The 12138-nt window shown below is 70.4% G+C and carries 8 protein-coding genes and 1 riboswitch; of the genes, 5 read left to right on the top strand and 3 right to left on the bottom strand.

What is annotated here, in order from left to right; all coding sequences use genetic code 11:
• Positions 1 to 87: 87 nt before the first annotated feature.
• Positions 88 to 846 carry a hypothetical protein gene (locus tag VGC13_RS07355; RefSeq protein ID WP_331124583.1) on the bottom strand — a complete coding sequence of 253 codons (759 nt, stop codon included), beginning with the start codon at positions 844 to 846 and terminating at the stop codon, positions 88 to 90.
• Positions 847 to 1073: 227 nt separating this feature from the next.
• Between VGC13_RS07355 and VGC13_RS07360 the strand changes: the two genes are divergently transcribed.
• Entirely contained in the window at positions 1074 to 2096 is a 1023-nt protein-coding gene (locus tag VGC13_RS07360) for a hypothetical protein (protein WP_331124584.1), read from the top strand.
• A gap of 121 nt (positions 2097 to 2217) precedes the next feature.
• Here the strand turns inward: VGC13_RS07360 and VGC13_RS07365 are convergent, their stop codons facing one another.
• Entirely contained in the window at positions 2218 to 2409 is a 192-nt protein-coding gene (locus tag VGC13_RS07365) for a hypothetical protein (RefSeq protein ID WP_331124585.1), read from the bottom strand.
• A gap of 194 nt (positions 2410 to 2603) precedes the next feature.
• Between VGC13_RS07365 and VGC13_RS07370 the strand changes: the two genes are divergently transcribed.
• From VGC13_RS07370 to VGC13_RS07385, 4 genes are all read left to right on the top strand, one after another.
• Complete coding sequence (locus VGC13_RS07370; RefSeq protein ID WP_331124586.1) at positions 2604 to 2888, top strand: hypothetical protein; 285 nt, start codon at positions 2604 to 2606, stop codon at positions 2886 to 2888.
• Positions 2889 to 3072: 184 nt separating this feature from the next.
• Positions 3073 to 3145: riboswitch (SAM riboswitch) on the top strand.
• 91 nt (positions 3146 to 3236) lie between these two features.
• A complete protein-coding gene (gene metH / locus VGC13_RS07375) occupies positions 3237 to 6704 on the top strand; it encodes a methionine synthase (protein WP_331124587.1) in 3468 nt (1155 codons plus the stop codon).
• A gap of 833 nt (positions 6705 to 7537) precedes the next feature.
• Positions 7538 to 8044, top strand: coding sequence for a hypothetical protein (locus tag VGC13_RS07380; RefSeq protein WP_331124588.1), 507 nt, complete (start codon positions 7538 to 7540; stop codon positions 8042 to 8044).
• 48 nt (positions 8045 to 8092) lie between these two features.
• Entirely contained in the window at positions 8093 to 10000 is a 1908-nt protein-coding gene (locus VGC13_RS07385) for a bifunctional homocysteine S-methyltransferase/methylenetetrahydrofolate reductase (RefSeq protein ID WP_331124589.1), read from the top strand.
• A 633-nt stretch (positions 10001 to 10633) separates the two neighbouring features.
• Here VGC13_RS07385 and VGC13_RS07390 read toward each other — a convergent pair.
• Positions 10634 to 12138: PKD domain-containing protein (locus VGC13_RS07390; RefSeq protein WP_331124590.1), on the bottom strand; the 1505-nt coding region annotated here is incomplete at its 5' end.

The raw sequence follows: 12138 nt of genomic DNA on the forward strand, positions 1-12138 counted from the left end.
CGGCGGGCAGAAGCAACTAACGGACGACACCCATGGGCGTTGGAGCCCGCAACGGTGTCTCGCGGACACGATACCCTTGATGGAGGCTTACTGATGAAGTCCTACTGGATCCTTTCTCTGGCGCTTGCCGCCGCGCCCGCGTCCCTCGCCGCGCAGGTCGCGCCGCCGGCCACACAGCGGGATGCGGAGCACGCCCGCGCCGATGCCGCCCGCGCCCGTGCCGAAGCGCGCCGCCACGTGGCCGAGGCCCACGAGCACGCCGCCCGTGCCCGCGCCGAGGCGCACCGCCACGCGGACGCGGCGCATGCGCACGCCGAGCGTGCCCGCGCCGAGGTCCACGCCCACCGTGCCGAGGCGGACCGCGCCCGCGCCGAAGCGCACGCCCACGTCAACAGCGCGGAAGTCCGCGCCGAAGTGGACCGCGCCCGCGCCGAAGCCCACTGCCACGCGGCGGAGGCGCACGCCCACGCCGGGCGTGCTCGCGCCGAAGCCCACGCCCACGGCGCGGAAGTCCGCGCCGAGGTGGACCGTGCCCGCGTCGAGGCGCATCGCCACGCGGCGGAAGCACACGGCCACGCCGAGCGGGCTCGCGCCGAGGCCCACGCCCACCGTGCCGAGGCGGATCGTGCCCGCGCCGAAGCGCACCGCCACGGCGCCGAAGCCCACGCCGAGGCGGCCCGCGCCCGCACCGAGGCCGCGCGTGCCCGTGCCGAAGCGGCCCGCGCCCGCGCCGAAGCCGACCGCGAGCGCGACAACTGATCCGCGGACGGCGTACAGCAGGCAGGTACGATGCAGCCCCGGCGCAATGGCGCGCCGGGGCTGCATCGTTTTCCATCCGGTGTCCATCCTCGATCCCGAACCCGCCCAACGCCCTGGCTCGCGCAAGGGAAGCGGAGCGGATCTCTGCTTCCCCTGCTCCGTCCGCGTGATGATGTTCTTGCCGAATTGGGTGATCCCAAGTTGATCGAACCGCGGGTGCGAAGACCGGAGCCACCGTCGGGTGTTGACGTTGTTTCGGCTCGAGTGATAACTCCTCCTCGTCCTGACCCCCAAACCTCCTCTCCGCGCACCGCATGCCTCACCTGCCCGTCACCCGCCGCGTTCCGCTGCCGGAGCCCCTGACCAGCGCCCACGCCTGCGTCCGGCGCGACGGGCGGCGCATCGTGGCCATCGCGGAGCGCTCCGGAAGCCTGTGGCGGCTGGAGATCGACCCCGGGCGGCGCACGTGCGACGCGAGGCCCGTCCCCATCACGGTCCCGCGGCGTGCGGACGGGAAAGGGTGGGACCTGCACGACCTGTCCGGCTCGGCGTCGCTGGACCGGCTGCTGGTGTGGACGGACCAGGCGCGGGTGCACGCGGTTCCCTCCGGCGATGTGCTGGCGGAGCTCTGGGTGCTTCGGGAAGGGGCGATGTGCCTGAGCCCGGGCGGGCGCTGGGTCATCCGGCTGGAACAGGAGCGGGGCACGGCCATGGACCTGGATGCTACGATTCCATCGTGGCGCGAGACGCCCTCGTTCCACCTCGCGGACAACGCGTCGGGCGAGGTGGAGTGGGTCTACCTGGACCACGTGGACGGCATCGCCGTGCATCCGCGTGAGGGCGAGACGCTGCTGGAGGGGGAGGAGACGTTCTGGCTGGCGGCGGCGCTGTACGGCGAAGTGCTGACGCACCTCGTCGAGTCCGACGTCGACGTCCGCCGCTGCCGAGGCGAAACGCGCAGGTTTGGGCCGATGGTGTACGATCCCACGTACCTGGTGCGGCCGTGGGGGCACCAGCACCTGTTCGTGCTGCACGGCTACGGCATGGGGCTGGTGGCGCTGGATCCCGCGACCGGCGCGCGGCACGACTGCCTGATGCGCCCGCCGCACCGGCGGACGTACGCCTTCTTTTCCGGCGTGGTACCCTGCGGCCAGGCGCCGCTGGCGTGGGGGACGAGCGTGGACGGCTCCTTCCTGTGGCGCGTGGGGGAGGATCCGGTGCTGATGCCCCATGCGCCCGGCGCCGTGCTCGCCCTCTACCCGGACGCGCTCCTGTGCCTTGCGCCGGATGGCACGGAACTGCTGTGGTGCGATCTGCCGCGTGCTGCGGACGGCTGATTGCCGGACTTCAGCAGAGCGCCTCACGCGGAGGGCACGGCGGGCACGGAGTTCTTGTTCCTCTGTGCCCTCTGTGTGAGAACAAGTCTGTTTCAGGATTTCGTACAAAGGCCAGGACCGTTCAGGAACACTCCACGTCGCTGATGGGGCACACCTCGTAGACGGACGGCACCTGGCAGAACGGGTTGTTGGTGTTGCAGTTGCGCGTGGGGTCGGCCTCGCGCGCGTGGATGGTCCCGCGCAACGCAGCGTCCGCGTGGCCCGTTTCGAACGAATCCACCGACAGCATCTCCAGGTTCAGCTCGATCTTCATCGTGCGCCTCGTAAGTGACGGTGTGGGTACCGGGGATAGGTCGCCTGGTTTGAGCGTACCGCGGCACGCAATGTTGGAAACCGCCAAAAGAGGTGCATCCATGGAAAGGATGATTGCTTGCCCTGCCAGGGGCGCTTACTCTCACTCCTGATCCAGGCACCTGCAGCATCTAATCGCGGAAGGGGAGGGGACCCATGAGGCTCGAGCACCGCGTGTTCGCCCGCCGTATCTTTGGATCGCTGATGGCGGGTGCCATCGGGTTTGGCGCCACTCAGGCGTTCGCCGCTCCCACCAGCAATCCGGGGTGCTCGATGAATGATCCCGAGTTCTGTGAGGCGCCGTACTGCACATGGGAGAATGACTTCTGGTGCGCGGAGGGCTGCCGGGACGCGTGGGGGGAAGGCTACACGGGAGCCTGCGACTACTGGTACGGGATGAAGACGTGCGCGTGCTGGGGAGGACCCGCAACCGCCGACTGAGCCCGGTCAGAGAGCCGGTCCCTGGACGAACCGGGGCCGGCTCCCTTGTCCCCCGGCGTCCTTGCGTCAATCCCTGTATTCTCCCGCCGTTTCTCCCGTCGTGTCCCTTCGCCGTGCTCCGCCGCACCCGCCGCCCCTTGCGCGATCCGGGCAAGGCGATAGATTGGCACCTGCACGCACCAAGTCCGCGTGCCGAGGGGATTTGCGCGACCGCTTGCGCCTCGTTAAAAACGCTAAAGAGTCGGGATGGACCGGAGCCCGATCATCGGACAGCCGATCCAGCGAGTTTTCGCCCCGCACTCCGAACCCGAGCGCGGGGTTTTTTCGTTTATGCACCAGTCGAGACCGATGGACAGCAGCCGCTCGCCGTACCTTGCCGCGCTCCAGGACCGCGTGCTGGTGTTCGATGGCGCCATGGGCACCAGCATTCAGCGCTACGACCTTACCCCCGACGACTTCGGGGGGCAGGCGCTGGAGGGGTGCAACGACTACCTGGTCATCACCCGCCCCGACGTGATCGGCGAGATCCACGCGTCGTTCATGGAGGCCGGGTGCGACGTGCTGGAGACGGACACCTTTCGCTCCAACCGCCTGACCCTGCGCGAGTACGCGCTGCAGGACCGCGTCCGCGAGATCAACGTGGCCGCCGCCAGCCTGGCCCGCTCCGTCGCCGACCGCTTCGCCGCGCGGGACGGGCGGCCGCGCTTCGTCGCCGGCTCCATCGGCCCCAGCGGCTACCTGCCGTCGGCCAGCGATCCCACCCTGGGCAACGTCAGCTTCGGCGAGCTGGTGCCGGTGTTCGCCGAGCAGGCGGCGGCGCTGGTGGAGGGCGGGGTGGACGTGCTGCTGATCGAGACCTCGCAGGACATCCTCGAGGTCAAGGCCGCCATCTTCGGCTGCCGAGAGGCCATCGCCGCGGCGGGGCGGCCCGTCGCGCTGCAGGTGCAGGTGACGCTGGACACGTCCGGGCGGATGCTGCTGGGGACCGACATCGCGGCGGCCATGGTGACGCTGGAGTCGCTGCGGGCCGACGTCATCGGCCTCAACTGCAGCACCGGCCCCGAGCACATGCGGCAGGCCATCCGCTACCTGGGCGAGAACAGCCGGCTTCCCATCAGCTGCATTCCCAACGCGGGGATCCCGCACAACGAGGGCGGCTGCGCGGTCTATCCGCTGCAGTCCACCCCCTTCGCGGACCAGATGGAGGAGTTCGTCCGCGAGCACGGCGTCTCCATCGTGGGCGGGTGCTGCGGGACCACGGCGGAGCACATCCGCGAGCTGGTGGAGCGCATCCGCACCGTGAAACCGAAGGAGCGCACGGTGGAGTACGTGCCGCGCCTGTCCTCCGGCATCCGCGCCACCGACCTGGTCCAGGTGCCGGCACCCACGATGATCGGCGAGCGGGTGAACGCGCAGGGTAGCCGCAAGGTCAAGCGCCTGCTGCTGGCGGACGACTACGACGGCATCCTGGACGTGGCGCGCGAGCAGACGGAGAGCGGCGCGCACGTGCTGGACGTGTGCGTGGCGCTGACGGAGCGGCAGGACGAGGGGGCGCAGATGCGCACCGTGGTCAAGCTGCTGTCGCAGGGGGTCGAGGCGCCGCTGTGCATCGACAGCACCGAGGCCGACGTCATCCGCACGGCGCTGGAGCAGTCGCCGGGGCGCGCCATCGTCAACTCCATCAACCTCGAGAACGGCCGCGAGCGCATCGACGCGGTGCTCCCCGCGGTGGCGGCGCACGGGGCGGCGGTGGTGGCGCTGACCATCGACCGCGACCTGGGGGGGATGACCAAGACGGCCGAGACCAAACTGGAAGCGGCGCGAAAGATCCACGACATCGCCGTCCGCGAGTTCGGCCTGGCGCCCGACGCGCTGATCTTCGATGCCCTCACCTTCACCCTCGCGACCGGCGACGAGGAGTTCCGCCGGTCCGCCGTGGAGACGATCGAGGGGATCCGCGCCATCAAGCGCGAGCTTCCCGGCGTGCTGACCACGCTGGGCGTATCGAACGTCTCGTTCGGCCTCTCCCCGCACGCGCGGGCGGTGCTGAACTCGGTGTTCCTGCACTACTGCGTCGAGGCGGGGCTGGACACGGCCATCATCAACCCCGCGCACGTAAAGCCGTATTTCGAGATCGACGAGACCGAGCGCAGGCTGGCGGACGACCTGATCTTCGACCGCCGCACCGAGGAGCACGACCCGCTGGCGGCGTTCATCGCCCACTACGAGGGCAAGAGCGGCGAGATCGAGTCCGCCGCCGATCCCACCGCGGACATGACGCCCGAGGCCGCGCTGCACTGGAAGATCCTGCACCGCAAGAAGGACGGGCTCGAGGAGCTGATCGACGCGGCGGTGAAGAACCAGGGCGCGGTGCCGGTGCTGAACCAGGTGCTGCTGCCGGCGATGAAGGAAGTGGGCGACAAGTTCGGCGCGGGCGAGCTCATCCTTCCCTTCGTGCTGCAGAGCGCCGAGGTGATGAAGAAGGCCGTGGCGCGGCTGGAGCAGTACCTGGAAAAGGCCGAGGGGCAGACCAAGGGCAAGGTGGTGCTGGCCACCGTGTACGGCGACGTGCACGACATCGGCAAGTCGCTGGTGAACACCATCCTCACCAACAACGGCTACACGGTGTTCGACCTGGGCAAGCAGGTGCCCGTCAACACCATCCTCGAAAAGGCGGAGGAGGTGGGCGCCGACGCCATCGGCCTGAGCGCGCTTCTGGTCTCGACCTCCAAGCAGATGCCGCTGGCGGCGCAGGAGCTCTTTCGCCGCGGATTGAAGTATCCGCTGCTCGTCGGCGGCGCGGCCATCAACCCCAGCTTCGTCCGCTCCGCGGCGCTGGTGGGGGCGGCGGAGCCGTATCCCAGCGGGATGTTCTATTGCAAGGACGCCTTCGAGGGGCTGGACACGATGGACCGCCTGGTCGCGGAGGACGGCGAGGCGTTCATCCGCGCCCACAACGAGGAGATGCTGCGGCGCCAGGCGGAGTACGAGGCGCGCAAGGCAAGCGCCGGCGGGATGCGCCCGGCCAGCCGCGCGAACCCCGCGGTGGCGCCCGCGGACGTGCCCACGCCGCCGTTCTGGGGATGGAAGACGCTGCTGGGCATTCCGCTGGACGACGTGGTGGAGTGCATCGACCGCAACACGCTGTACCGCATGCAGTGGGGCGCCCGCAACCTCAAGGGCGACGAGTGGGACCGCATCGTCCGCGAGGACTTCGAGCCGCGGCTGGCGCGCTACACCCGCGAGGCGCGCACGCAGCGCTGGCTGAGCCCCAAGGCCGTGTACGGCTACTTCCCGGCGGGGCGCGACGGCGACGCGGTGGTGGTGTTCGACCCGGCGGACCGGAGCAAGGAGATCGGCCGCTTCGAGTTTCCGCGGCAGGAGGACCGCGAGGAGCTGTGCCTGGCGGACTACTTCCGTCCGCTGAACGGCGACGGGCCGCAGGACGTGCTGCCGCTGCAGGTGGTGACCAGCGGTGACCGCGCGGCGGAGTTCATCGAGCGCCGCAACCAGGGCGGCGACTACAGCGAAGGCTACTTCCTGCACGGCTTCAGCGTGCAGACGGCGGAGGGCACGGCCGAGTACGTGAACCGCCGGGTGCGTCAGGAACTGGGGCTGGAGGGCGAGCGCGGACTGCGCTACAGCTGGGGATACCCCGCGTGCCCGGACGTGGAGCAGCACGAGACGCTGTTCCGCATCCTGCCCGTGAAGGAGACCATTGGGGTGGGGCTGACGGCGGGGTTCCAGCTGGACCCGGAGCAATCGACGGCCGCGCTGGTGGTGCATCATCCGGCGGCGAAGTACTTCAGCACGTGAAGGGTGAAGGGGTGAAGGGGTGAGGTAGGGAGGTAGGGGGGGCTCGGTGCGACCCGCGGGCGCCCCCTCCGCTCGCTTTGGCTCGCACCTGCCCCTAGTTTGGGGGAGGTTGGTTGTGGGGCAGGGGCGGGGTGCTTCGGAAGGGGTGGAGCGGGATGGTGGGCGGCCCCCTCTCCCGGCCTCTCCCCCGCAAACTGCGCGGGGGAGAGGTGACGCGCTCGAAAGGCTCTTCGGAGGGGGATCGAATTCTCCCCTCTCCGTGAGGAACGAACGGGGAGGGGCCGGGGAAGGGGCACCCCGCCGGCGCCAGTTCGATGCAATTCGTCGAGCCACGTATCCGTCGGCACCCCCAACCTCCCCCAGCTGTTTTGGGGGAGGTGGCGAGCCTACGCGAGCCGGTGGGGGCGCCCGCGGACGCAGCCCGAACCCATCCGGAGGGGGATCGAATTCTCCCCTCTCCGTGAGGAACGCACGCGGAGGGGCCGGGGGAGGGGCACCCCTGTCGGGCGCAGTGCGATGCCTTTCGTCGAGCCACGTACCCGTCGGCACCCCCAACCTCCCCCAGCAGTTTTGGGGGAGGTGGCGAGCCTAAGCGAGCCGGAGGGGGCGCCCGCCGGCGCAGCCCGAACCCATCCGGAGCGGGATCGAATTCTCCCCTCTCCGTGAGGAACGAACGGGGAGGGGCCGGGGGAGGGGCACCCCGGCGGGCGCGGTTCGATGCAATTCGTCGAGCCCGTTCCCGAGCCCGTCCCCGGCCCGCGATGCGGGCGGCAGGCGGGGCTTGAGCGCAGGCGGGGCGCCGTGCGGCAGGAAACATGCAGACACGCAACCGTTTGCATCGGATTTCACACCGCCGCACGCCGGCTCCGCCGCAGGAGGACCGTATCGCCAACCCGTACGACGCGTATGACGCCCGGATCGACCAGGCGCTGCGCACGCACAAACGCAAGTCGCGCATGGTGAGCCTCGCCATCCTCGCCATCGGGCTGCTGGTGGTGCTGGGAGCACTTCTGTTCGGGGGAAGCCGGCGCGAGGGAAGGGCCACGCAGGTCGCCGTGGGCGACGACTCGGCGTCGGTGGCAAAGCTGCTGGGCGCGCCGCCGCACCGCTGCCAGGCAAGCAACCTGGCGCACCTCGAGGCGCAGTTCGAGTCCGGCACGCCGCGCCCCACGATGGACGAGGAGCTGAACCGGCTGCGGCGCGCCACGGTGGCGCGCTGGGTGTATCCCAGGGGCCAGGGGTGCGTCCCCGACGACGGGGCCACCGAGATCGGGCTGGACCGGCAGGGCCACGTGCTGTGGGTGGTGCCCACCCACGACAAGCGGCCGCTGGTGTACTAGGGGGGCCCTTGGGTGACGGGGGCGCCCGTCAAACGTGAAAGAAGACCGATGCGCGACTTTCGCCGGCTGCTGGCGGACGGCCGTCCCCACCTGTTCGACGGGGCCATGGGGACGATGCTGTACGCCAGGGGCGTATACATCAACCGCTGCTACGACGAGCTTTCGCTCACCCAGCCCGACCTGGTGCGCGACGTTCACCGCGCCTACGTAAAGGCGGGCGCGGAGATCATCGAGACCAACACCTACGGCGCCAGCCGCCCCAAGCTGGCCCGCCACGGCCTGGACGACCGCCTGCACGAGATCAACGTGGCCGCCGCCCGCCTTGCCCGCGACGCGGCGGGCGAGCGCGTGTACGTGGCGGGCGCCATCGGGCCGCTGGGGCTGCGCATCGAGCCCTACGGCCCCACGGCGCGCGACGAGGCCCGCGGCATCTTTCGCGAGCAGGCGGCGGCGCTGGCGGACGGGGGCGTGGACCTCTTCATCCTGGAAACCTTCGCGGACCTCGAAGAGATCCACCAGGCCATCCTGGGCGTGCGCGACGCGTCGCAGCTCCCCATCGTGGCGCAGATGGTGATTCGCGAGGACGGCCGCACGGCGTACGGCAGCGACGCGGCGCTCATCTCGGAGCGGCTGGCCGAGTGGGGCGCGGACGTGGTGGGCCTCAACTGCAGCGTGGGGCCCAGCGCCATGCTGAACGCGGCGGACCGGCTGCTGGGGACCACCGACCGGCCGGTGTCCATGCAGCCCAACGCGGGGCTCCCGCGCGAGGTGGAGGGGCGCACCATGTACATGGCCTCGCCCGAGTACATGGCCAGCTACGCGGCGCGGATGATCCGCAAAGGCGTGCGCTTCGTGGGCGGGTGCTGCGGCACCACGCCGGAGCACGTGGCGGCCATGGCGGGCGCGGTGCGCATGCTCTCGCCCGCGTCGGAGCCGCGCATCGCGGTGGAGGCGGGGGACGGCGAGGGGGCCGTCACCCGCGAGCCGGCGCCGCTGGCCGAGCGATCCAGCTGGGGGCGCAAGCTGGCCGCGGGCGAGTTCCTGACCACGGTGGAGATCGTCCCGCCGCGCGGCAGCAATCCCGACGCCATGCTGGACGGCGTGCGGCTGCTGAAGGCGGCGGGGGTGGACGGCGTGAACGTGCCCGACGGGCCGCGGGCGCAGTCGCGCATGGGCGCGCTGGCCACGGCGGTGCTCATCCAGCAGCGGGTGGGGATCGAGGCGGTGGTGCACTACTGCTGCCGCGACCGCAACCTGCTGGGGATGCTGTCGGACCTGCTGGGCGCGCAGGCGCTGGGGCTGCGCAACCTGCTGCTGATCACCGGCGACCCGCCCAAGATGGGGCCGTACCCGGACGCCACGGCGGTCTTCGACATCGACGCCATCGGCCTGACCAACCTGGTCTCGCGGCTGAACCGGGGGCTGGACCCCGGCGGCAACGCGCTGGGCGAGCCCACGCAGTTCGTCGTCGGGGTCGGCGTGAACCCGGGGGCCGAGGACTTCGAGAACGAGATGCGGCGCTTCTACTGGAAGGTGGAGGCGGGGGCGGAGTACTGCATCACCCAGCCGGTGTTCGACCTGGCGCAGCTGGAGCGCTTCGTCCGCCGCATCGAAAAGGACGGGCTGCGCATTCCGGTGATCGCGGGGGTGTGGCCGCTGGTCTCCGCCCGCAACGCCGAGTTCCTGGCCAACGAGGTGCCCGGCGTGGTGGTGCCCGAGCCGGTGCTGGCGCGCATGCGCATCGCCAGCGCCGAGGGCAAGGATCGCGGCACCGACGAGGGGACGCGCATCGCCCAGGAGATGCTGGCCGAGGCGCTGCCCATGATCCAGGGGGTGCAGGTGAGCGCGCCCTTCGGCAAGGTGCAGCTGGCGCTGCGGGTGTTCGAGGCCATCCCCGGCTGGCGGGGCGAGGCGTCGGATGTCGAGGTGCGGCAGGCGGTGGCGGCGGGGGCCTGAAAAGGCCTGTCTCATCCCGAATCCCGCAATCCATCGTGCACCCAGGCTTGTATGGGTACAGAGGAACAGGGTCAGACAGGGAAAGCGAGCCGAAGTGTCATCCCGGTTCCTCTGTCTGACTCTGTTCCCCTGTACGACCATTCTTTTTCAGGACCCGGGATGAGGACGAGACGGCCAGGGGGGAATGCACGATCGGGCCGAGAATCTGGTCTCGCGCGGAGGGCGCGGAAGAAAAGAAAGAGGACGCGGAGATTCGATCTTCGCGTCCTCTCTCTTTTGCTTCCGTGCGGTTTTTCCTGGAGTGTGTTCAGAATCCCTGCGCTCGCGCCCGTATGTCATTTCGAAGGAGGCGCCACACCGCACCATCGGCTCGCACGAACTCCTGCGCGCCGACCGAGAAATCTACTGTCTGCCGCTGGTGCCCCGCCGCACCGCCCCGGCACTGGCCCTGTCCGCCCGTGTCGTAGCCGCGAGTTCAGCACGGGTGACCGCGTCTGCCCTCCAGCAATCCGACAGGGGATTCCTCGGCCCTGCAACTTCTGGTGTGAAAGCAGGCTGCGGCGTGGCCGGGCCTCGGAATGACAGCGCTGGTGGATCTGCCTGGATGCGCAGCGTCGGATTCTTGAACACGCTCTAGGGGACGATCAGGGTGTAGACCGCGCTGGCGGCGAGCTGCCGGTCGGTAACCTGGATGCGCACGGTGTGGGGGCCGGTTCCGGCGTGGACGTGCGGAAGCACGAGCGAATGGGGAGACGGGGTGCTCACGCTCAGCGTCGACTGCGTGCCGTCGCCCCACCGCACCACCCAGGTCCACGGCCCATCCTCGGCTCCCGCGTCGGTGAAGCCCGCGACGAGCAGGTGGCTGGACATGGTGGCCCCGGTGACCACGGGGCGTGCGTTGCGCGTAACGAGGGTGCGGGTGTACTGGCGCACCGCGCCGTCCTTGTCGCGGATGCGGGCGCGCACGACGTGGGTGCCGTCGTCGGCCCGCGAGTGGCAGGTGGTGGCGGAGGCGCCGTACGCACCGTAGCCGCTTCCCGCGCCGCAGTCGAAGCTGTAGGTGAACCCCGCCCGCCGGTCGGCGCTGGACGAATCGGTCGCGCTGTTCAGCGCCACCGTGAAGTCCGCGTTCTCGTACACGGTGGTCGGCACGTAGAGAACGGCCGTCGGGGCCGTGTTCTGCACCACCACCCCGACGGTCGCGGTGTCGGAGCGTCCGGCGGCGTCCCAGACGATCAGGCGCGCCGTGTAGGTGCCACCGTCGGCGTAGGCCCTGGTCCAGTTGAACGGGGTGGCCTGAAAGCGGCTCTGCGCAAACGTGCCGTCGCCGAACTCCCACCGGTAGAGGAGGGGCCCGCCGTTCTCGCCCGCGCTTCCCTCGCTGCTCAGCCCCACCAGGCTTCCCTCGCCAGCGGTGTACTGGCCGTGCCGCGGCGACGCGATGACCGCTCGCGGCCAGGACGGCGGCCCGCTGGTGACGGTGACCGCTGCGTCGTCCGACCGGGTGACGCCCACCTCGTCGGTGACGAAAAGGCGGACGCTGTACGAGCCGGCGGCCCCGTACGCAAAGCCCACCTGCATGCCGGTGGAGTCCGGCACGCCGTCGCCGGTGAAGTCCCACGCAAAGACCAGGGCATCGTTGTCGGGGTTGGCGGTTCTGCTGCCGTCGAAGAGGATCACGTGGCCCTGACTGCCCACGTAGGGGCCGCCCGCGTCCGCCGCGGGGCCCACGCAGAGGACGATGTCGTGCCAGAAGCGGCCCCTGTGTGCCAGGCCGACGGGCTCGGTGGGATGCGCGGATCCCCCGGCCACCTGGCGGTGGTTGTTGATCACCTTCCCGTAGCCGTCGCCCAGGATCTGAAATCCGCCTGCCTGGTTCCAGACGAAGGCGTACGGCACGGGATAGCCGGCGCGCGAAAAGCCGGTCGCCTCGCCTGCGTCGTTGATGTCCAGCGCTTCGCTGCTGGAGAGGGCGGGATTGGGGGCGCCGCGCCGCACGTCGGGGACCACGGGGAGCGTGCCCATGTCCACCATCCCCGCGCCGGGGGTCCACAGAAAGGCGTGCCGGGCGCCGCTCGCCGTCTGGGCCCACCCCACCACCTGGCCGTGCGCGTTGATGGCGTTGGCGCGGCTGCTGG

It is taken from the genome of Longimicrobium sp., from assembly GCF_036399255.1.
Lineage (GTDB): Bacteria > Gemmatimonadota > Gemmatimonadetes > Longimicrobiales > Longimicrobiaceae > Longimicrobium.